Below are 20837 nucleotides of genomic sequence, written 5' to 3' on the forward strand. Positions count from 1 at the left end.
TAAAGTTGAGCAACTTATGATTAACTTTAAACCTTAAACAAAAATAAATGGCGACAATAACTAGGTTTGAAGATTTAGAAATTTGGAAAGAGGCTCGACGATTAGCTAAAGAAATTCATAATATTGCTTTAGAATCAGATTTAAAAAATGATTTCAGATTTAAAGATCAAATAAAAGCATCATCAGGCTCAGTAATGGATAATATTGCTGAAGGTTTTGAAAGAAACGGAAATTTAGAATTTAGACAGTTTTTGTCCATCGCAAAAGGATCCGCTGGAGAAACAAGGTCGCAATTATACCGAGTTTTGGATTACAATTATATCAATGAAGAAAAGTTTGAAATTTTAAAAACTGACTTCGAAAATTTAAGTGGAAAAATAAACAATTTTATATCATATTTAAACAAGAAAGATTTTAAAGGCACCAAGTTTCAGTAAACACGAGAACTTTAAACTTTAAACTTTAAACAAAGAAAACATGTTAAGTATAAAAAATTTACACGCCTCGATAGGTGACAAAGAAATATTAAAAGGAATCAATCTTGAAGTAAAAGCAGGAGAAATTCACGCGATTATGGGACCAAACGGTGCTGGAAAAAGTACATTGGCTTCCATCATCGCAGGAAATGAAAACTACGAAGTAACCGAAGGTGAAATATCTTTAGACGGAGAAGACCTTTCTGAATTGGCACCAGAAGAAAGAGCGCATAAAGGCGTTTTTCTTTCGTTCCAATATCCAGTGGAAATTCCGGGAGTTTCAGTTACCAACTTCATGAGAACTGCCATCAACGAAACACGCAAAGCAAACGGTCAGGAAGAAATGCCTGCTAATGAAATGCTAAAAGTCATTCGTGAAAAATCAGAATTATTAGAAATTGACCGTAAATTTTTGTCTCGTTCTCTAAACGAAGGTTTTTCAGGTGGAGAGAAAAAACGTAACGAAATTTTCCAAATGGCGATGTTAGAACCAAAACTGGCTATTCTTGATGAAACTGATTCTGGACTTGATATTGATGCCTTACGTATTGTTGCAAATGGTGTTAACAAACTAAAAAGCGACAAAAATGCAATCGTAGTGATTACGCACTACCAGCGTTTATTAGATTATATCGTTCCTGATTTCGTTCACGTACTATACAACGGAAAAATTGTAAAATCCGGTGGAAAAGAACTAGCACACGAACTGGAAGAAAAAGGATACGACTGGATTAAACAAGAACAAGAAGCTTAAAATTTTGTTTGAAGTTTAAAGTTTAAAGTTGCCTCGAGATAACTTTAAACTTTTAAACCTTAAACTTTAAACAATATAAAAATGGAATTAAAAGAAAAATTACTATCGTCTTTTATGGCTTTCGAAGAGCGTGTGGATGTTCACTCTGAACTTCATGACGTGCGAACCGCCGCCATAAAAAACTTTGAAAATAAAGGTTTCCCAACCAAAAAAGACGAAGCTTGGAAATACACTTCGCTAAATGCCATCTTAAAAAATGACTTTACCGTTTTTCCAAAACAAGAAAATGCAGTTGAATTCAACCACGTAAAAAAATACTTTTTACACGAAATAGACACCTATAAAGTAGTGTTTATCGATGGCGTTTTCAGTTCGCATTTATCGTCAACCACACACGAAGGAATTGATGTTTGCTTGATGTCATCGGCATTGACTAAACCAAAATACAAAATGGTTATTGATACTTATTTTAACCAAATTGCCAACAAAGACGAAAGTCTGACTTCCTTGAATACGGCTTTCGCTATTGAAGGAGCATATATCAACATTCCAAAAAGCAAAGTGGCAGATAAGCCTATTGAAATCATGTATTTCTCAACAGGGAATGAAGCGGCTCTTTTGGTTCAGCCAAGAAACTTGGTGATTGTGGGGGAGAATTCTCATGTTCAAATTATTGAGCGTCATCAAAGTTTAAACGAAAATCCTGTGTTAACGAATTCTGTTACCGAGATTTTTGCTCAAAAACGCGCTATCGTTGATTATTACAAAATTCAAAACGATACGCTTGAAGCGAATTTAATAGATAACACCTACGTTTCTCAACAAAAAGAAAGCCACGTTTCGGTTCACACCTTCTCTTTTGGAGGAAACTTAACGAGAAACAACTTGAATTTTTATCACTTTGGGGAACGATTGACAAGTACGTTAAACGGAATCACGATTATTGGCGAAAAACAACACGTAGATCATTATACATTAGTGAAACATGCGGCTCCAAATTGCGAAAGTTTTCAAGATTATAAAGGAATTTATTCCGATCGTTCTACGGGAGTTTTCAACGGAAAAGTCTATGTGGAAAAAGATGCTCAAAAAACGAATGCGTTCCAAAAAAGCAATAACATTTTATTGAGCGACAAAGCAACAATAAATGCAAAACCACAATTGGAGATTTTTGCTGATGACGTAAAATGTTCTCACGGTTGTACCGTTGGACAATTAGACGAAACCGCAATGTTCTACATGCAACAACGCGGAATCCCTAAAAAAGAAGCCAAGGCGTTATTGATGTATGCGTTCTCGAATGCCGTTATCGAAAACATCAAAATACCAGAATTAAAACAACGCATCACCAAAATTATCGCTACAAAATTAGGCGTGAAATTGGGATTTGATTTGTAATCCAATTCAAGAAGTTAAATAGCAACCCTGTCAGAGTTTTGAACTCTGACAGGGTTTTTTAATATGACAAGATTTTTTATTAATATGATTATTTCTTCACACTTTCAATTATTCCTTTCAACATCCCATTAAAATCAAAATTAGGATCTTCTTTTAAACCCATTCGAACAATCACTAAATCAAGTGACGGAATAATTGCCACCATTTGCCCCTGAAAACCGCTGCAATAATACATATCCTTTGGAACATCTTGAAACGTGCCACCAGCATTAAGCCAAAAATGAGCACCGTATCTTCCGTCTGACGTATTCGTAGGTGTTGCTGTATATTTTGCCCAACCTTCATTGAAAATTTGTTCCCCGTTCCAATTGCCGTTATGTAAATACAGTAAACCAAATTTAGACCAATCACGTGTTGTAGCCCAACCGTAGGATGAACCGACATAATTTCCAGCCATATCTGTTTCGATTACCATAGAGTTCATTCCTATTTTATCTATTAAATCTGTGTACCAAAAATCTAAATATTCTTGATGCGTTTTGAACTGCTTGCGTAAAATTCCAGAAAGTAAATTCGTCGTTCCTGATGAGTAATTCCATCTCGTGTTGGGTTTATGCTCCGCTTGTTTCTCAAGTTGGGAACGCGTCATATCCTCGGCTTGAAAAAGCATTTTTGTAGCATCGCAGATTGTGCTGTAATTCTCCACCCATTGTAAACCGGAATTCATGTGGAGCAAATCATTTGTGGTTATCAATTTTCGTTCGTCGTTTGCCCATTCTGGGATTGGAGCAGGAGCATCAATATCAAATTTTCTTTGTTTCTCCAAAATTCCAAACATAGCGCTGGTAATGCTTTTGGTCATAGACCAACCCAGAATTTTACTATTTTTATCGAAACCAGTATCATACTTTTCGGCAATGATTTTGTCTTTATAAATCACTAAAAGGGAACGCGTTCTCTTTTTCAATTCTCCTTTTGCATCAAAAGCATTGGCGACAGCCGCATTCAATTTAGTATAATCAACATTAGCAAAAATGGTGTCTTTAGGTTCCTTATTTCCATACGGAAAAGGTAAATTGTTATTCAACTTTGTTCTTTTGGGAACCAAATACGGTTTTGACACATCAAAATCATCATTGATTAAAGTCGCTCCCAAACCTTCGCGGTAAATTGCTTTTCGTTCTTTCAAACCATAAACCGAAGCAACGGCAAACTTTCCGGCATCTTCAATATTATTTTTGGCCAAATCAATCATGTCGATATCATTGTCGCCTTTCTCAATCATTTCTTGCGAACGATTATCAATAAAATGTCCTGAAGCGATACTTTTGGCTGAAAAGCCAGAAATTAAATCCAGTTTTGGATAAGTAGTGAACCCAACATAAAAGATTCCGATAAAAGAAGCAAAACCAACGAACTTGAAGAATTTTTTCATAGAGAATTAATTTGAAGCAATTTAATAAAAAAGAACCACATTTTTGAACCGATACCGAATTCAGAAAATCAAGTTTTATTAACAAGTGTTTGCCAAAAATTAATTCCAATTTCACTACTTTTGTATTTAGAAAAATTCTAAATAATGAAGAGCTAATTCCAAATTAGTTTCTCTAAAAAAATGTTGACTATTGGCTTTATTTCAGACCAATAAAACATTAAAAAAAAGCAGACACATGTTAGATATTAATAAAATTAGAGCCGACTTCCCTATTCTTTCACAAAAAGTAAACGGAAAACCATTGGTTTATTTCGATAACGGAGCCACTTCGCAAAAACCACAAGTGGTGATTGATGCGATTTCAAAATATTATCAGGAAATCAACGCTAATATTCATCGCGGCGTTCACACGTTAAGTCAATTAGCAACTGATGCGTACGAGATTTCACGCGGTAAACTTCAAAATCACATCAATGCAAAATTTGCTCATGAAGTACTTTTTACTTCGGGAACAACGCATGGAATCAATTTAGTTACTAATGGATTTGCTTCGATTTTGAAACCAGGTGATGAAGTTTTAGTTTCGGCATTGGAACACCACAGCAATATTGTGCCTTGGCAAATGTTGTGCGAGAAAACGGGAGCGACTTTGCGCGTGATTCCAATGAATCTTGACGGCGAACTGATTATGTCAGAGTATGACAAATTACTTTCGGATAAAACTAAGATTGTTACCGTAAATCACATTTCGAATGCTCTTGGAACAGTCAATCCAATTAAATACATGATTGACAAAGCGCATGAAGTTGGCGCAGCGATTTTGATTGACGGAGCGCAAGCTGTTCCACATTTGAAACCTGATGTTCAGGAATTGGATTGTGATTTTTACGTTTTTTCAGGACATAAAATATGTGGGCCAACAGGAACCGGAATTTTATACGGAAAAGAAGCGTGGTTGAATAAATTACCGCCCTATCAAGGTGGAGGTGAAATGATCAAAGAAGTGACTTTCGAGAAAACTACTTATGCTGAATTGCCTCATAAATTTGAAGCCGGAACGCCAAATATTGCAGGCGGAATTGTGCTTGGAACTGCCATTGATTATATGAATGAAGTTGGTTTTGACAACATTCAACAGCAAGAAAAAGAATTACTGGAACACGGAACGAAACGATTATTGGAAATTGAAGGTTTAAAGATTTTTGGCACCGCCAAAGAAAAAACTTCCGTAATTTCGTTTAACATTGAAGGAATTCATCCGTACGATATTGGCACCATAATTGACAAATTAGGAATAGCAGTACGAACAGGCCATCATTGCGCGCAACCCATTATGAATTTCTTTAATATTCCGGGAACGATACGAGCATCATTTGCTTTTTATAATACCAAAGAAGAAATTGATGTTATGGTTGAAGCTATTAAAAAAGCGCAACTCATGTTGTCCTAAATAAAATTAAAAATATCAACACATGAAAATTCTATCCTTATTATTTCTGACAATTTTTCTAGGCAACGGTTGCGATAGCGCCAAAGCTCAAGATATTGAAACCGCTGTTATTGAATACACAGCCAACACTAGAGGTTTTTATCAAAAAATAACAGTAAAAAATCAGATGCTGACGGTTTCAAAAGACAGAGACGGAAATGATAAACCGGTACCAACGAAAATTTCGGATGCCGATTGGAAAGAATTAGTGGATTGTTTTAAAAAGGTGGAATTGGATAGTTTATCCAAATTAAAAGCACCAACCGAAAAACGTTTTTATGACGGTGCGGCTATCGCGAATTTGAAAATCACCTTCAAGGAAAAAGCCTATGAAACGAATAGTTTTGATCATGGTTTTCCGCCAAAAGAAATCAAGAAATTAGTGAATACGATAACGTCATTAGCTAAAGAATAAAACTGAAATAAATTCAGCATAATATGAAAATTAAAGAGATACAAGAGGAAATTGTTGATGAGTTCTCCATGTTTGACGACTGGATGGAGCGTTATGAATACATCATCGAATTGGGAAAAAAACTTCCTTTAATCAAAGAAGAATTCAAAACCGAAAACAATCTGATTAAAGGCTGCCAGTCAAAAGTGTGGTTGCAAGGAGAACAAACGGATGACAAAATTGTTTTCACTGCCGATAGTGATGCCATTTTGACCAAAGGAATTATTGCGATATTAATTCGGACTTTTTCCAATCAAAAAGCATCTGATATTCTCGAAGCCGACATGAGTTTTATTGACGAAATAGGCTTGAAAGAACATTTATCGCCAACGCGAGCTAACGGATTGGTATCGATGATAAAAAATATAAAAATGTATGCTTTGGCGTTCAATGCAAAGAATTAATTTTGCTATTCGTATGAAAAAAATATTTTTTACATTAATAATTTTAGCATGTAATATTGTTTTCTCACAAACAGTAATCCCGGAAAAATATTCAAAGATAAAATTTGTTTATGAACAAAAATCGAACTTTTTAATTGAAAATGACAAAGTATATGCGGACACATTATTACTCAAAGCTGAATATCCGAAATTAAAATTTTCAAAAGTAAAAAGTCCGTCTGATTCGACAAAAATTATTGGATTTCTTGAAATTAAAAATTTTAATACCGAAGATAAAAAAATACTAGAAAGCAATTTATACCATACAACTCATACGATAGAGGGGAGCTATGAGTTAAAAAAGAATAAAACAAAGCTATCTTTCACGAGAGGAAATAAGGCTTTAATCGAAATTTTTAAAAAATATTTTGGAGGAAATTATAGTCCATTTAAATTCAATGTTGTTGTTGATTACAATGAAAAAAAAATACATACTAACTATCCTAGAATAAATTACACAAAATCGTTTGATTCACAATTAAAAAAGATCAACTTTATAAATGACGATAAAAGTTTAGGAACTTACACTTTTCAGAACAGCAAAGGTATTCAAACGAATGTGGTTACTTTAGACAAAAAATACAATAATAAAATCACCCCTGATATTATCTTTTCAAATAATGATTTTGGAGTTGGTGAAATCGTTTCCATATTTGACACATTTACATTAATATCAGTTACTTACGAATAACAAAATTTAAAATTATGACACAAGAAATAGACACCACAGAATTAGGAGAATCAATCGTAAAAATATTAAAGACTATTTACGATCCGGAGATTCCTGTAGATATTTACGAATTAGGATTGATTTATGACGTGATGGTCAATACGGATTATGAAGTAAAAATCCTGATGACGCTTACCTCTCCCAACTGCCCCGTTGCAGAGAGTTTACCAAGAGAAGTAGAAGAAAAAGTAAAATCATTAGAGAATGTAAAAGATGCTGAAGTAGAAATCACTTTTGATCCGCCTTGGAGCAAAGATTTAATGAGCGAGGAAGCAAAATTAGAATTGGGAATGCTTTAAAATGGCGCGGACTCAACCCAAATCTTTAAACGATCAAAAAATTGGACTAAAATCTTCTTTTGATTCGCTTTTTTTTATACCCCGCTTTTTCAAAGAAATTTGGCGTACTAACAAGACGTTATTCTTGACATCAGCTTTTTGCAGAATCGTTGCGGCTTTGTTGCCCGTTGCAATTTTATGGGTTGGAAAACTCATTTTTGATGCCATCATCCAAATTACAACACACGGCGAAAAGGATTATTCTACGCTATGGCATTCTGTAGCAATAGAGTTTATACTCGTCGTGTTATCTGATTTGGTAGGTCGGGCAATTTCACTTACCGATGGAATTCTTGGAGATCAGTACAATATCAATAGTTCGATTAAAATTATCAAAAAGACTAATGAAATCGATATTAGTCTGCTGGAAAATTCTGAATTTTACGACAAGCTTGACCGAGCAAGAACGCAAACGGCAGGTCGTGTCGATTTAATGTCGAATGTTTTAGGTCAGGCGCAAACTACGATTTCTATCTTTTCGCTTGTAATAGGATTGATTTATTTTGAACCTTATTTAATTGTCTTATTAGTTTTAAGCATTTTTCCGTCTTTTATTAACGAAGTACGTTTCAGTCAACAACAATATTCGCTGGCTAGAAGCTGGACTTCCGAAAGAAGGGAATTGGATTACCTTAGATTTATTGGCGCTAATGATAAAACGGCAAAGGAAATTAAGCTTTTTGGATTAACTAGCTTTCTGGTCGAAAGATTTGAAACCCTTGCAACGCGCTATTTTAAATTAAATAAATCGCTCGTTGTAAAACGTTCCAGCTATGGGTTTTTATTTAATGTTTTAGGATCAATTAGTTATTATGCAGCATATGTTTTTATAATTTACAGAGTTCTTTCGGGCGGAATTACACTTGGTGAATTAACTTTTTTATCCGGGAGTTTCAATCGTTTAATGACTAGTCTGCGAGATTTTTTTTCGAAATTTACTCGGATATCCGAAAGCTCTTTGTATCTGAAAGATTATTTTGATTTTCTTGACATTCCGTCCGAATATAAAAATGAAAAGGAGGTTCCGTTGCCAGAAAAAATCAAAATCGGATTTGAATTTAAAAACGTCTATTTTGCTTATCCGGAATCTGATAATCAAATAGTAAAAGACATTAGTTTTGTTATAAAAGCTGGAGAAAAAATAGCATTCGTTGGGCAGAATGGTGCTGGAAAAACAACACTTACTAAATTACTGCTTCGGTTTTACGAGCCAACATCGGGTGAAATTTTGCTTGATGGCATCAACATAAATCGATATAATAAGGCCAATTACCAGGAATATTTTGGAGTCCTTTTTCAGGATTTTTTCAAGTATGAATTTTCAGTGAAAGAAAATATCGCCATTGGCAAAATTGATGAAATTAATGATTACGAACGAATACAAAAAGCGGCTGAATTGAGTTTGGCCAACGAAGTTGTCTCTGAATTAAAGTATGGCTATGATCAACAACTAGGAAAACGATTTGCCAAAGGTCAGGAACTATCCGGAGGACAATGGCAAAAAATTGCGTTGGCGCGGGCTTACATGAAAAACGCTGAGGTTATGATTCTAGACGAGCCCACATCGGCACTAGATGCCAAAGCTGAAAGCGAAGTTTTTGAACGATTTATAGGATTAATAAAAGATAAAACCAGTGTAATAATCTCTCATAGATTTAGCACTGTGAGACAGGCAGACCGTATTTTAGTCTTACAAGAAGGTAAGATCTTAGAATCAGGAACGCATAATGAGTTAATGGAAAATAAAAAATTATATGCCCAACTGTTCACACTGCAGGCTGAAGGCTATCTATAAAAAAATGGTATGGAAGATGAAATAATAAATAAAGTTGCGAATAGTGTTTTGGAAGTTTTCGATCTCGAAGATTATTATCCAAAAGGGATTCGTACGCAAATCGATATTTCGCAATGGCTTTTGGAAGGTTTTTTATTGAAAGAAAAAGACTTTAGAGAGGAGTTGAAAAATCACGATTGGTCACAATACCAAGATCAATATGTCGCCATTCATTGCAGCACCGATGCTATTGTTCCGGCTTGGGCTTCAATTTTGGTGGCGATTCAATTAGCGCCATTTGCAAAGAAAATCATCAATGGAACTTTGGAAGATTTAGATGCTTCTTTGTATGAAGAATTGTTGCCTAAAATTGACTATTCGGTTTATGAAAATAAGCCTGTTATTATAAAAGGATGCTCCAGAAAACCGGTTCCGATGCGGGCTTATGTATTAGCAGCGCATTACTTGCAACCTTTTGCACGAAGTATAATGTATGGCGAAGCATGTTCTGCCGTTCCATTATACAAAGCACCTAAAAAGGGATAATATATTTACGTTTAGGAATACGTACACAGTGTATTTAAAATAAAAAACATGAAAAAAATAGCTTTTTCTGTAGTGTTTCTTTTTGCAATGCTTTCTGCTGCTGCACAAGAAACGGCAACAGACACGATAAAGTATTGGACCAAAAAAGGAAACATCTCACTACTTTTTAATCAATCGGCTTATAATAAGCAATGGCTGGGTGGTGGAACTTCGAATATTGCGGGGAATTTTGGACTGAATTATGACTTCAATTATAAAAAAGAAGATATCGTTTGGGATAACAAATTTATTTTAGCGTACGGTTTAACCAAAATAAAAGGAGACGAAAAAACCGCAAAAACAGACGATCGTCTGGAACTGAATTCTCTTTGGGGAAAGAAAGCCAAAGGGCAATGGTACTATTCGATGTTTTTTAATTTCAAGACTCAAATGGACACAGGTTTAGACAAAAATGACGATAAAATATCCCATTTTTTCTCTCCGGCTTATTTCCAGTTAGGACCAGGAATGCTGTGGAAGAAAAGTAATAACTTGAGTGTCAATTTTTCTCCGGCGACAGCAAAACTGATTGTTGTTCATCCTCATTTTACTGAATTTGGTCCTTCTTTTGGAGTATTGCAAGGGGATTCAACTCGATTTGAGTTTGGAGCCAGTATTACGGCATACTATAAATTCAATGTCATGACAAATGTATCTGTAGAAAACCGACTGAATTTATATTCCAATTATTTAGACAATCCTCAAAACGTTGATGTTGATTACCAAATGAATGTCACCATGAAAATCAACAAATACTTGTCGGCTAACGTAGCGGTACAAGCCATTTATGATGACAATTCGATTCAAGCCGTTCAGGTTAGAGAAGTATTTGGATTAGGTGTTAATTACGGTTTTTAAGAAAATCCATTTTTATAAAAAAAGACCTTTAGAAATTTCTAAAGGTCTTTTTTTTGTTCTGTAATGTCTCTGTACTCTGGTGCTCGTTTGCAACGAGTACCTACTTACTTGTGTGAACTAAATAAAGCGTTTGCAACGCGGCTAATATAAACAGATTACCATAAAGGTTCGACATTTACATTACAAAAAACAGTAATATACTCCTTTAAAGAAACTCCGGTTTTAGCGATTCGCGTTGCAAACGCTATAATTTGTTTCTTAATTTAAGTAGGTACTCGTTGCAAACGAGCACCAGAGAATGCGGACAAACGAGCGCTAGTGGGATTCGTAAACGCTTAGTTTTCGGCTTAACGAAAACTTGATGCGAGACGATAATTCCACTAAATTCCAGCTAGTCAAAATGGCTGTTATGCATCGTTTTTCTTCGATTTGTCGCCAAACAAGTAACCAATAGATAAAGTAATCAGTGGTGCTATTATTGCCCAAAAGTCTTTAATAGATAGTGATATTTTTTCTGATGGCAAACCTAAAACACAATAAGTATAATATATGCCTGTTGCAAATAAAATAATTATAGATAGAGCTGCTAAATTATTAGGTATTTTTTCTGAGTTTCCCCATATATTTCCAAGCCAACCTCTTTCAGTTTTTATTTTGTCAAGTTCGTTTTGGTTTTCAATAACTTGTTTCGCAAGCACTTTGTCTTTAAGAAGATTGGGATTAATTTGATTAGCCATTTTTTACCTCCTCTCCTAAATACCAACAATAGTGAATAGTTTTGTTTGACTTAATATTTAAATTATAGACCCTAAAGTTTAGGTATAACAATCTATTGTTTAGTGTTCCAACTTGTAATGGGACAGTGTTTCCAGTACCTAACGGATTATTGAAATTAACTAAGATTATTTCTAGTTCATTATTGGATACAGAGTTAAATTCAAGTTTATGCTCATCTTTTTTTTCCGTATCGTCTCGAAATGCTAATCTAATTTGTAAATCTGTTGCCAAATGAAATGTTACAGGTTCTAGTTCAAAACTAATTACAGTTCCTGAGTCAAACACTTCATAATTTCCTGAGGTTATTCTCATATTATTTATTTAGGTTCTTTAAAATGATGCATAACTTATATTTAGCCGCTACAAAATATTACATATACATCTTATTTTGGGTGGATAAGTGCTACTAAATAGCGTATTACATTCAAATATACACTTTAATAATTATCTTACAAATCATCAAATGGACTTTTTATTTGTAAATAATCGTTATCGTTACTCAGCATGAAGGATGGCAGCGGAAATCCTCCCGATTTTTCTTCGGGAGATGGCAGCGTCCCGAAGCCTCGGGATCCTGACGCAGCTGTAACGCAGAGGAAGCTGGGACATCTCCACTGGTGCTCGTTTGCAACGAGTACCTACTTACTTATGTAAACTAAATAAAGCGTTTGCAACGCGGCCAATCTAAACAGATTACCATAAAGGATCCACATTTACATTACAAAAAACAGTATTGTCTTCTTCATAATTTCTATAACTACTGTTTACATAATCTCTTTCATGAAAAACAATTTCGGCTTCAACAGGATTATAATGAATATAGTTTAGACGCTGTTCTATTTTTTCCAAAGTATCCAATATAACGGGATGAAAACCATCTTGCCATACTTTATAATTTTTAGCTCTTCCTGATTTTTGAGCTTCGAAACTAAATTTTCGTAACAGCCATTCCCGCCTACTCTCAGGATATTCTTTTATCGCTTCTGTCAGTTTTTTAGATGTAAATTTTTTAAAATCCCGAATAACACCTTGTAATTCACCATCAAATGCAGTTACAATTAAATGAATATGACTAGTCATATATACATAAGCATGCACACTCAATCCTTTTTCCTTTATACAATAATTTAAGGATTCATCTAAAATAGTACAATAATTAGGTCGTACAAATAAATCTACCCAGTCTACAACTGTTATAGTAATAAAAGTAGGCACTGTACTATCGATAACTTTGTAATTCTCAGACATTTTTTTCAAATATTGATTTTAAGAAACGCTACAATAAAACAGTCGTATAGTTATTTAAAGGTACTCCGGTTTTAGCGATTCGCGTTGCAAACGCTATAATTTGTTTCTTAATTTAAGTAGGTACTCGTTGCAAACGAGCACCAGAGAACGAAGACAAACGAGCGCTAGTGGGGGCTAGTGGGGTTTCTTGATATAAATTTCAATAATGTTTTAGAAAGCCAAACCTCAATCTTTTCTATTTTTTAGAAGCAACTGAATACCTAACAATATTAAATTCAGAGCCAACAAAATGTGCGGTAAATATGTTGGCCATGCTTCTGTAAAGCTTATTAAGAATAGCATATATTCTGCTAATGCAAAAGAAATAGCAATTATAAATGTTATAACCCAACTTACAACCATTCTTCTTTTTGATGAAATCTGGATTGATTTCCACATTATCAAAATCCCAACTATCATTGGAATTATTCCATATAAGTAAAATTCTAAATCATACATTTATAAGAAGTATTGTTTTGTTAAATTCTTGAATTCTTCGATTCTGCTATATTTCCTTCGAAAACTGTGCGCCGAAAAACTGAGTGGTAACGTTTCGCAGCTTGCAGAAGTGGCGGATTAAGGAAGCCTAAACTTTCGGTTTTTCACTGACTTTGCAAGTACAAAACCAACTTTAAATTAAGCCCAAAACCCGCCATTTTTGCAAACTGCTGTTAGCGGCTGTAATAATTTAGGTTTCTTTTTTGGTTAATTTTCCTTCTCTCCAAATTTGCTTTTTTTCAATATATTCGTGATTAAAATTGAACAGTTGAAAATTGTAATTTCCAAAATATTTTGGCTTTAATTTTAAAATGTCTAATTTCTTCATTTCATTTTCTATTTCAAGAAAACTTCTACCATTTTCAATAAATTTTAGTAATTCAGTAACTTTTTGTAATTCTTCAGCAGTTTCAATTTGTAATTGCGAATTGTAAACTCCAATTATTTCAGGAATTGCATATTGATTAAATTCAATTAATAATTTTGGATTTTGTTCTATTATTTGATTCAACTCAATCTCTATTTCCTTACTCAAAAAAGTTATACAAGATTCACTACAATTTTCATAACTTATTGATTTTTTCATTTTTGAGTTCAGAAATTTTTTAGAAATAATTGTCCGATTTTTAAATTTATCTCCAATTTTATTTTCGCCCAAAATGGTTCTATTACTTTCGTCATAATATTCTTGAACAATTCTCTCAACTCTAAATATTCCTTTCGAATATGAGTTTACCCAATCTCCAATTTTGATTTCTCTTTCGGTAGTTTTTTTAAACCAATTCATTTTCTGTTTTTTTCGGGAATTATAGCCGCTAACGTTTTGCTGCTTTGAGATGGCTGGAAGTTCGTAACCGCTCAATTTTCTGCTTAACGAAAACTTGATGCGAAACGATAATTCCACTAAAGTCCAGCTAGCTCAAAACAGCTGTTGTGCACTGGTTTTATTTAAATTCAGCTTTGTTTTTTCTAACATATTCCAATGCTAAGCCTCCAATGTTTTCTTCATAGAGATAAAATTTATCGTCAAGTTCATTCCATTTTTCGGAAGTTTTTGTATCAATATTTTCTAATAGTTTACGCCTTTTATTATTGTCTTTAGGGATTGGAGTTTCAGGAAAATAGCTAATTGCTTCTTCAACTAATTTAGCAGTTTTATACGCTCCAATTTTTTTTAGAGATTCTAACGTTTCATTTGCATAATCTCCACTTGAATTATAGAAATATTGGTCAAAACCTCCGTTATTTATTTCGGCTTCCAAAATTTCAACGTAAAGAAATGTCTTTTCGGCTTCATTTAGGTTTTCAAAATCTTCGTACAGTTGTGTTTTTTTCCAAAGTATTTCTTGAATTTTAATTATCGATTCGGTTTCGTCTTCAATCAGTAAAGCTTTGTCAATTTCCGTCATTTGAATACAATTATTAAATGTGAAAAGGATTAATAAGTAAACGATTTTTTTCAATTCGTAAGTTCTGTTTTAAACTTGTGCACAACTAGTATATACCCGCTACAAAATAGCGCATATACATCTCATTTTGGGTGGATAGGCGCTACTGCATAGCGTATCACTTTCAAATATACACTTTAATAATTATCTTACAAATCATCAAATGGACTTTTTATTTGTAAATTATCGTTATCGCTAAACCGCATGAAGGATGGCAGCGGAAATCCTCCCGATTTTTCTTCGGGAGATTATAGCGAACAGCCTGACGCAGCTGTAACGCAGAGGAAGCTGGGACATGCCCAAAAAAAATCCCTCTTGAAAATATCAAAAGGGATTCTGTTGCTGCACTAGCGCTGTGCTCGACTACGCTCGAACTGACAGCTGTGTATTCTATAAATTGAAAATTATTCGTTTTCTTCTTCGTCTTTGTCTTCTTTTTCCACCGCGTCTTTATAATCCGGATATAAAAACTTATTGTACGGAAAACGGGTGATGTGAATTTGTCTTACGGCTTCGTAAACACGTTCTCTGAATTCCTCGAAATTTTCTTTTTCGGTAGCCGAAATGAACAACGCATTTTGCTCTCCTACTCGACTCATCCAAGTTGCTTTCCATTCTTCCAGCGTGTAATGTCTTGGCGTTTTTTCGGTCATTAAATCATCTTCATCAATAGTCAAATGCTTGTAGGCGTCGATTTTGTTGAAAACCATAATAACGGGTTTGTCATTTGCCTTGATATCCAATAACGTTTGGTTTACGGATGCAATATGATCTTCAAATTCCGGATGCGAAATATCAACTACGTGCAATAACAAATCCGCTTCACGAACCTCATCCAGTGTACTTTTGAAAGAATCAACCAGTTGTGTTGGCAATTTCCTGATAAATCCTACGGTATCCGAAAGCAGGAAAGGCAGGTTCTTGATAACTACTTTTCGAACGGTGGTGTCCAATGTTGCAAAAAGTTTGTTCTCTACAAAAACATCACTTTTCCCTACGGCATTCATCAAAGTCGATTTTCCCACATTAGTATACCCAACCAAAGCCACGCGTACCATGGAACCGCGATTGCCTCTTTGCGTTCCCATTTGTTTGTCGATTGCTTTAATTTTATCTTTCAATAAAGCGATTCTATCCCGTACAATACGTCTGTCGGTTTCAATCTCTGTTTCTCCAGGTCCACGCATTCCAATTCCCCCTTTTTGGCGCTCAAGGTGTGTCCACAATCCCGATAATCGAGGCAACATATAGATACATTGTGCTAATTCTACCTGCGTTCTTGCATACGAAGTTTCAGCACGTTGCGCAAAAATATCCAGGATAAGGTGCGTTCTATCCAGAATTTTACATTCTGTAATGATTTTAGATATATTTTTTTGCTGTGAAGGCGATAATTCATCATCAAATACCAAAGTCGAGATATCATTTTCTTTTACAAAATGATGAATCTCTTCAATTTTTCCAGTTCCTACAAAAGTCTTAGGATTAGGACGTTCCATTTTTTGCGAAAAACGTTTCACCACTTGGCCTCCTGCGGTAAAAGTCAAAAACTCCAATTCGTCAAGATATTCGTTTAGTTTCTCTTCACTTTGGTTTTGAGTCACAATACCAACGATAGCCGTTTTTTCGAAATTTATTACTTCTTTTTCTAACATATTTTTGAATAAGTTACAAATTTAATGATTTGTAAGGGACTTATTGAGTTCTGGGTTTATAAAAAAATCATAACGTGTGAATAATGATAGTATTTTGGTCGACCCAAAAATTAGACTGAAGAAAGATTTTTCCATGATTTAATCTTTACTTTTAAAAAAATTAGTCAATATTCGGATAATTAGTGGCTAAAAGTTTATCGAAAAGAAATTAGCGAATTTGCGGTTATTTTAAAAACTCTTGCTTTTGCAAACCTTACTTTTGAAGTTCCATTGGATTTTTAATTATTTTTACAGCAATTTAATACCATTTGAATGAATCGCTTTTTGACAGTACTTATTGCATTCTTGGCTCCTATTTTTCTTTTTGCCCAAAATAATTCTGAACAATTATTGCAGGAATTGGATCAAACGGTTGCTGATTACCAATTGTATTCGGACAAAAAAGAGATTCAAATCAACAAACTCAAAGAACTGTTGCTTTCTACTTCGTCCGATATTCAAAAATATGATGTTTACGGAAAGTTGTATGCGGAATATAAATCGTATCAATCCGATTCCGCGTTGATTTACGCTCGAAAGAGTTTTCAAATAGCCGAAAAACTAAATGACATTCAAAAGCTAAATCATGCCCGATTAAATCTAGCTTCCATCATGGGAACATTAGGAATGTACAAGGAGGCAACCGATATTCTTAATCAAATCAACATCACTACTTCACCCGAACTAAAAGGTTATTATTTCACCGTAAATAGTGTCGTTTATGGCTACATGTCCGATTATGCGGCTTCGCTTCAGGAAAAAGAGAAGTATATTGTTTTAACAAAAAAGTACCGTGATTCTTCTTTAAATTATTACAAACCGCAATCAAGCGCCTATATTATGGCGAAATCCAGTACGCTTCTTGACGCCGGAAAACACAAGGAAACACTGGCTTTATTGATGAACTATTTCCCCAAAATTGCTCACAACAGTGATGATCGAGCGGTTATTGCCTACATTATTTCGCAGGCGTATCGCCAAAAAAAAGACTTTAATCAAGAAAAAAAATGGTTGACCATTTCGGCCATTTCCGATTTGCAATTGGCCAAGAAAGAATACATTTCGTTGCGTTCGTTGGCTTTTCTAATGTATGAAAACGGGGATATTGATCGCGCTTACAAATACATAAAACGCTCGCTTGAAGATGCTCTTTTTTGTAATGCGCGATTACGAACCTATGAAATTTCGAAGATGCTGCCCATTATCAACGAGGCGTATCAAAAACAAAATGAAACCAATCGATTCCAGTTGGTGCTGTTTCTAATAAGTGCCAGTATTTTATCCGTATTCCTGTTGGCGGTGCTTTTTTTACTTTTTAAGCAAATGAAAAAATTGTCTAAAGCAAAGCAGGATTTAAGTTTGGCCAACAGCAAGCTTTCGGAGTTAAATACTGAACTAAACAGTTTTAATGAGAAGTTGAATGAAACCAATTATACACTGACTGAAGCCAATCTTTTGAAAGAAATATACATTGGCCGTTACATGGATCAGTGTTCAGATTACATTGGTAAATTAGACGAATACCGCCGAAAATTGAATGTTATGGCAACAACGGGAAAAATGAATGACCTGATTAGTGCTGTAAAATCAAAACAATTTGTCGAAAATGAACTCGCAACATTTCTCACGAATTTCGACAAGACGTTCCTGCAACTCTTTCCCAACTTCATACCGGAATTCAGCGCTTTGTTGATTGATGACGAAGCGATCCAATTGAAAGAAGGCGAACTGCTGAATACGGAACTACGGATTTTTGCACTCATACGTTTGGGCATCAAGGACAGCGCAAAAATCTCGACTTTTCTCCGGTATTCGGTATCCACGATTTACAATTACCGTTCGCAACTCAAAAACAAAGCTGCGGGTCCACGAGAAGATTTTGAAGCTAACGTAATGCGGATTGGAACCAATCTAAAATAGAAAAATGCTGTTTTTCAAGGAGGTCTTTAGGATTAAATCAATCTTGGGAACCTTATTTTTATTATAAATACACCACTTTTTTTAAATACGAAATTTACATAATAAACAGTTATTCAGTATCTTGCATTTAAAAAAGAGAAACACAATCTACTTTTTTATGATGACAAAAAAATGTAGTGTGTAAAGCGTTTACTTTTACCTTTTCGAAATTTGGAAAACTATGGATTTTTCAATAAATCGATTTCGTGAAAATCACAATCTATTACCAAACCTGAAAAATTAATTTATCAAATTCTATTTAAAAATGAAGCAATTTCTTTTCACAGCCCTAATTTGGCTCACGTTTTTTAACCCTGCACAATCGCAGCAGTTAAAATCACCAAACGGAAAATTTGTAATGGAGTTCTCCTTACAAAATGACGGAACTCCAAGTTACAGTTTAAATTACAAAAATAAAGCCGTTGTAAAACCAAGTAAATTGGGTCTTGAGTTAAAAAATGATAAAAAATCGTTGTTAAATGATTTCACTGTTGTTGACTCAAAAGCGACAACTTTTGATGAAAACTGGAAACCTGTTTGGGGAGAAGTAGCCTCAATTCGCAATCATTATAACGAATTGGCAGTAACCTTAAATCAAAAAGAAACCGACAGACAAATCGTTATTCGGTTCCGTTTGTTTGACGATGGTCTAGGATTTCGTTATGAATTCCCTTCGCAAAAAAACCTTACTTATTTTGTAATCAAAGAAGAAAGAACACAGTTTGCCATGACAGGCGATCATACCGCGTTTTGGATTCCTGGGGATTACGATACCCAAGAATACGATTATACAACTTCAAAATTATCTGAAATCAGAGGATTGTCTGAAAAAGCAAAAACGGCAAATGTATCCCAAACTTCTTTTTCTTTGACAGGAGTTCAAACTTCGCTAATGCTAAAAACAGCGGATGGATTGTATATCAATTTACACGAAGCAGCATTAATCGATTATTCATGCATGCATTTGAATCTGGATGATGCAACCATGGTTTTCGAATCTTGGTTGACACCAGATGCAAAAGGAGACAAAGGATATATGCAGGCTCCAAATTATTCGCCTTGGCGTACTATAATTGTTAGTGATGATGCCAGAGAAATTTTAGCTTCAAAAATGACATTGAACTTGAACGATCCTAACAAAATTGACGATACGTCATGGATAAAACCCGTTAAATATGTGGGTGTTTGGTGGGAAATGATTACTGGAAAAAGTTCTTGGGCGTATACGGATGAATTTCCTACGGTACAACTTGGCGTTACTGATTTTTCAAAAGCAAAACCAAATGGAAAACACGGTGCCAATAACGCCAATGTAAAAAAATACATTGATTTTGCAGCTAAACATGGTTTTGATGCGGTTTTAGTCGAAGGCTGGAATGAAGGTTGGGAAGATTGGTTTGGTCATTCTAAAGATTATGTTTTTGATTTTCTGACTCCGTATCCGGATTTTGATGTCAAAGGATTGCATGAATATGCAAAATCAAAAGGTGTAAAAATGATGATGCACCATGAAACTTCGGGTTCGGTACGTAACTACGAGCGTCACATGGATAAAGCATATCAGTTTATGAAAGACAATGGATATGATGCTGTAAAAAGTGGTTATGTAGGTTCTATCATTGAAAATGGCGGAAATCATTACAACCAATTTATGAATAACCATTATCAATTCGCAATAGAAAAAGCTGCTGATTATAAAATTATGGTGAACGCGCACGAGGCAGTTCGACCAACAGGAATTGCAAGAACATATCCTAACTTAATAGGTAACGAAGCGGCAAGAGGAACAGAATATCAATCGTTTGGAGGTTCTAAACCAAATCATGTGACGGTGTTACCTTTTACCCGTTTAGTGGGTGGACCAATGGATTATACTCCTGGAATTTTTGAAATGGATTTGAGTAAAATGAATAAGGACAACAATTCCCATGTAAACAGTACGATTGCAAATCAATTGGCTTTGTATGTAACGATGTACAGCCCGTTGCAAATGGCAGCTGATACTCCGGATAATTATGATCGCTTTCCAGATGCTTTCCAGTTTATCAAAGATGTAGCAATAGATTGGTCTGACAGTAAATACCTGGAAGCTGAACCGGGTCAATATGTTACCGTTGCGCGTAAAGCAAAAGTGACGAACAACTGGTTTATCGGTAATGTAAATGGCGATACTTCACGTACCTCAACAATCAAATTTGATTTCTTGGAAAAAGGAAAAAAATATGAGGCAACGATTTATGCTGATGCAAAAGATGCGCATTATAAAACCAATCCGCAAGCGTATACGATTCGTAAAATGAAAGTAACCAACAAATCTAAACTGGCACAACTCAGTGCTCCAGGTGGAGGTTATGCGATAAGCATCGTTGAAATCAAAAAGTAAATAACTAAAAAAGGCTGTCCAAATAGACAGCCTTTTTTGATTTTATAATAGCGTAGA

Annotated in this window: 21 protein-coding genes; 13 read left to right on the forward strand and 8 right to left on the reverse strand. The window is 34.6% G+C overall.

The genetic code is table 11. From position 1 onward, the window contains the following. Nucleotides 1–47: 47 nt before the first annotated feature. The 3 genes from IWX80_RS05185 to sufD all read left to right on the forward strand — a co-directional run bounded on the left by IWX80_RS05185 (nucleotide 48) and on the right by sufD (nucleotide 2628). A complete protein-coding gene (locus tag IWX80_RS05185; RefSeq protein ID WP_196852438.1) occupies nucleotides 48–437 on the forward strand; it encodes a four helix bundle protein in 390 nt (129 codons plus the stop codon). Nucleotides 438–477: 40 nt separating this feature from the next. Further along, the gene (gene sufC / locus IWX80_RS05190) at nucleotides 478–1230 is read left to right on the forward strand and encodes a Fe-S cluster assembly ATPase SufC (RefSeq protein WP_099714056.1); all 753 of its coding nucleotides are present in this window, start codon (nucleotides 478–480) and stop codon (nucleotides 1228–1230) included. Between the two features lie 81 nt (nucleotides 1231–1311). Beyond that, on the forward strand, nucleotides 1312–2628 hold the full coding sequence (gene sufD / locus IWX80_RS05195; protein WP_113664805.1) for a Fe-S cluster assembly protein SufD: 1317 nt from the start codon (nucleotides 1312–1314) through the stop codon (nucleotides 2626–2628). An 88-nt stretch (nucleotides 2629–2716) separates the two neighbouring features. Here sufD and IWX80_RS05200 read toward each other — a convergent pair whose 3' ends face one another. Beyond that, nucleotides 2717–4063, reverse strand: coding sequence for a serine hydrolase domain-containing protein (locus IWX80_RS05200; RefSeq protein ID WP_196852439.1), 1347 nt, complete (start codon nucleotides 4061–4063; stop codon nucleotides 2717–2719). 235 nt (nucleotides 4064–4298) lie between these two features. Between IWX80_RS05200 and IWX80_RS05205 the strand changes: the two genes are divergently transcribed. The 8 genes from IWX80_RS05205 to IWX80_RS05240 are packed head-to-tail and all read left to right on the forward strand — an operon-like array spanning nucleotide 4299 to nucleotide 10734. Further along, nucleotides 4299–5513 (forward strand): aminotransferase class V-fold PLP-dependent enzyme, encoded by a 1215-nt coding sequence (locus IWX80_RS05205; RefSeq protein WP_196852440.1) that lies wholly within the window; start codon nucleotides 4299–4301, stop codon nucleotides 5511–5513. A gap of 22 nt (nucleotides 5514–5535) precedes the next feature. Next, entirely contained in the window at nucleotides 5536–5967 is a 432-nt protein-coding gene (locus IWX80_RS05210; protein WP_196852441.1) for a hypothetical protein, read from the forward strand. A gap of 23 nt (nucleotides 5968–5990) precedes the next feature. Then, nucleotides 5991–6410 carry a SufE family protein gene (locus IWX80_RS05215; protein WP_196852442.1) on the forward strand — a complete coding sequence of 140 codons (420 nt, stop codon included), beginning with the start codon at nucleotides 5991–5993 and terminating at the stop codon, nucleotides 6408–6410. A 13-nt stretch (nucleotides 6411–6423) separates the two neighbouring features. After that, on the forward strand, nucleotides 6424–7140 hold the full coding sequence (locus tag IWX80_RS05220; RefSeq protein WP_196852443.1) for a hypothetical protein: 717 nt from the start codon (nucleotides 6424–6426) through the stop codon (nucleotides 7138–7140). 14 nt (nucleotides 7141–7154) lie between these two features. Beyond that, nucleotides 7155–7478 carry an SUF system Fe-S cluster assembly protein gene (locus IWX80_RS05225; RefSeq protein ID WP_113636249.1) on the forward strand — a complete coding sequence of 108 codons (324 nt, stop codon included), beginning with the start codon at nucleotides 7155–7157 and terminating at the stop codon, nucleotides 7476–7478. Nucleotide 7479: 1 nt separating this feature from the next. Next, nucleotides 7480–9312, forward strand: a complete 1833-nt coding sequence (locus IWX80_RS05230) for an ABC transporter ATP-binding protein (RefSeq protein ID WP_196852444.1) — start codon at nucleotides 7480–7482, stop codon at nucleotides 9310–9312. A 9-nt stretch (nucleotides 9313–9321) separates the two neighbouring features. After that, nucleotides 9322–9837 carry a DUF2480 family protein gene (locus tag IWX80_RS05235; RefSeq protein WP_196852445.1) on the forward strand — a complete coding sequence of 172 codons (516 nt, stop codon included), beginning with the start codon at nucleotides 9322–9324 and terminating at the stop codon, nucleotides 9835–9837. Between the two features lie 48 nt (nucleotides 9838–9885). Continuing rightward, nucleotides 9886–10734, forward strand: a complete 849-nt coding sequence (locus tag IWX80_RS05240) for a DUF3078 domain-containing protein (RefSeq protein WP_196852446.1) — start codon at nucleotides 9886–9888, stop codon at nucleotides 10732–10734. A gap of 407 nt (nucleotides 10735–11141) precedes the next feature. On the opposite strand, the gene IWX80_RS05245 is transcribed toward IWX80_RS05240, so the two are convergent. From IWX80_RS05245 to hflX, 7 genes are all read right to left on the reverse strand, one after another. Further along, nucleotides 11142–11471 (reverse strand): hypothetical protein, encoded by a 330-nt coding sequence (locus tag IWX80_RS05245; RefSeq protein ID WP_196852447.1) that lies wholly within the window; start codon nucleotides 11469–11471, stop codon nucleotides 11142–11144. Beyond that, nucleotides 11464–11823 (reverse strand): DUF6864 domain-containing function, encoded by a 360-nt coding sequence (locus IWX80_RS05250; RefSeq protein ID WP_196852448.1) that lies wholly within the window; start codon nucleotides 11821–11823, stop codon nucleotides 11464–11466. The genes IWX80_RS05245 and IWX80_RS05250 overlap by 8 nt, the downstream gene beginning before the upstream one ends. A gap of 381 nt (nucleotides 11824–12204) precedes the next feature. Next, nucleotides 12205–12759 (reverse strand): REP-associated tyrosine transposase, encoded by a 555-nt coding sequence (locus tag IWX80_RS05255; protein WP_196852449.1) that lies wholly within the window; start codon nucleotides 12757–12759, stop codon nucleotides 12205–12207. Nucleotides 12760–12984: 225 nt separating this feature from the next. Next, the gene (locus IWX80_RS05260) at nucleotides 12985–13257 is read right to left on the reverse strand and encodes a hypothetical protein (RefSeq protein ID WP_196852450.1); all 273 of its coding nucleotides are present in this window, start codon (nucleotides 13255–13257) and stop codon (nucleotides 12985–12987) included. Between the two features lie 229 nt (nucleotides 13258–13486). Beyond that, complete coding sequence (locus IWX80_RS05265; protein ID WP_196852451.1) at nucleotides 13487–14083, reverse strand: hypothetical protein; 597 nt, start codon at nucleotides 14081–14083, stop codon at nucleotides 13487–13489. A 157-nt stretch (nucleotides 14084–14240) separates the two neighbouring features. Then, entirely contained in the window at nucleotides 14241–14705 is a 465-nt protein-coding gene (locus IWX80_RS05270; protein ID WP_196852452.1) for a DMP19 family protein, read from the reverse strand. Between the two features lie 443 nt (nucleotides 14706–15148). Next, nucleotides 15149–16399, reverse strand: a complete 1251-nt coding sequence (hflX, locus tag IWX80_RS05275; protein WP_196852453.1) for a GTPase HflX — start codon at nucleotides 16397–16399, stop codon at nucleotides 15149–15151. Between the two features lie 312 nt (nucleotides 16400–16711). On the opposite strand from hflX, the gene IWX80_RS05280 reads away from it, so the two are divergent. Both IWX80_RS05280 and IWX80_RS05285 read left to right on the forward strand, forming a co-directional pair. Then, complete coding sequence (locus IWX80_RS05280) at nucleotides 16712–18358, forward strand: DUF6377 domain-containing protein (protein WP_196852454.1); 1647 nt, start codon at nucleotides 16712–16714, stop codon at nucleotides 18356–18358. Nucleotides 18359–18662: 304 nt separating this feature from the next. Next, nucleotides 18663–20780: a glycoside hydrolase family 97 protein gene (locus IWX80_RS05285; RefSeq protein ID WP_196852455.1), complete on the forward strand. Its 2118-nt coding sequence runs from the start codon at nucleotides 18663–18665 to the stop codon at nucleotides 20778–20780. The last annotated feature ends 57 nt before the right edge of the window (nucleotides 20781–20837 follow it).

The sequence above is a fragment of the Flavobacterium sp. CAN_S2 genome, assembly GCF_015752255.1.
Taxonomy (GTDB): Bacteria; Bacteroidota; Bacteroidia; order Flavobacteriales; family Flavobacteriaceae; genus Flavobacterium.

Coding starts and splice junctions, on each gene's coding strand:
- IWX80_RS05185 (WP_196852438.1), top strand. CDS start 48: ATGGCGACAATAACTAGGTTTGAAGATTTAGAAATTTGGAAAGAGGCT.
- sufC (WP_099714056.1), top strand. CDS start 478: ATGTTAAGTATAAAAAATTTACACGCCTCGATAGGTGACAAAGAAATA.
- sufD (WP_113664805.1), top strand. CDS start 1,312: ATGGAATTAAAAGAAAAATTACTATCGTCTTTTATGGCTTTCGAAGAG.
- IWX80_RS05200 (WP_196852439.1), bottom strand. CDS start 4,063: ATGAAAAAATTCTTCAAGTTCGTTGGTTTTGCTTCTTTTATCGGAATC.
- IWX80_RS05205 (WP_196852440.1), top strand. CDS start 4,299: ATGTTAGATATTAATAAAATTAGAGCCGACTTCCCTATTCTTTCACAA.
- IWX80_RS05210 (WP_196852441.1), top strand. CDS start 5,536: ATGAAAATTCTATCCTTATTATTTCTGACAATTTTTCTAGGCAACGGT.
- IWX80_RS05215 (WP_196852442.1), top strand. CDS start 5,991: ATGAAAATTAAAGAGATACAAGAGGAAATTGTTGATGAGTTCTCCATG.
- IWX80_RS05220 (WP_196852443.1), top strand. CDS start 6,424: ATGAAAAAAATATTTTTTACATTAATAATTTTAGCATGTAATATTGTT.
- IWX80_RS05225 (WP_113636249.1), top strand. CDS start 7,155: ATGACACAAGAAATAGACACCACAGAATTAGGAGAATCAATCGTAAAA.
- IWX80_RS05230 (WP_196852444.1), top strand. CDS start 7,480: ATGGCGCGGACTCAACCCAAATCTTTAAACGATCAAAAAATTGGACTA.
- IWX80_RS05235 (WP_196852445.1), top strand. CDS start 9,322: ATGGAAGATGAAATAATAAATAAAGTTGCGAATAGTGTTTTGGAAGTT.
- IWX80_RS05240 (WP_196852446.1), top strand. CDS start 9,886: ATGAAAAAAATAGCTTTTTCTGTAGTGTTTCTTTTTGCAATGCTTTCT.
- IWX80_RS05245 (WP_196852447.1), bottom strand. CDS start 11,471: ATGGCTAATCAAATTAATCCCAATCTTCTTAAAGACAAAGTGCTTGCG.
- IWX80_RS05250 (WP_196852448.1), bottom strand. CDS start 11,823: ATGAGAATAACCTCAGGAAATTATGAAGTGTTTGACTCAGGAACTGTA.
- IWX80_RS05255 (WP_196852449.1), bottom strand. CDS start 12,759: ATGTCTGAGAATTACAAAGTTATCGATAGTACAGTGCCTACTTTTATT.
- IWX80_RS05260 (WP_196852450.1), bottom strand. CDS start 13,257: ATGTATGATTTAGAATTTTACTTATATGGAATAATTCCAATGATAGTT.
- IWX80_RS05265 (WP_196852451.1), bottom strand. CDS start 14,083: ATGAATTGGTTTAAAAAAACTACCGAAAGAGAAATCAAAATTGGAGAT.
- IWX80_RS05270 (WP_196852452.1), bottom strand. CDS start 14,705: ATGACGGAAATTGACAAAGCTTTACTGATTGAAGACGAAACCGAATCG.
- hflX (WP_196852453.1), bottom strand. CDS start 16,399: ATGTTAGAAAAAGAAGTAATAAATTTCGAAAAAACGGCTATCGTTGGT.
- IWX80_RS05280 (WP_196852454.1), top strand. CDS start 16,712: ATGAATCGCTTTTTGACAGTACTTATTGCATTCTTGGCTCCTATTTTT.
- IWX80_RS05285 (WP_196852455.1), top strand. CDS start 18,663: ATGAAGCAATTTCTTTTCACAGCCCTAATTTGGCTCACGTTTTTTAAC.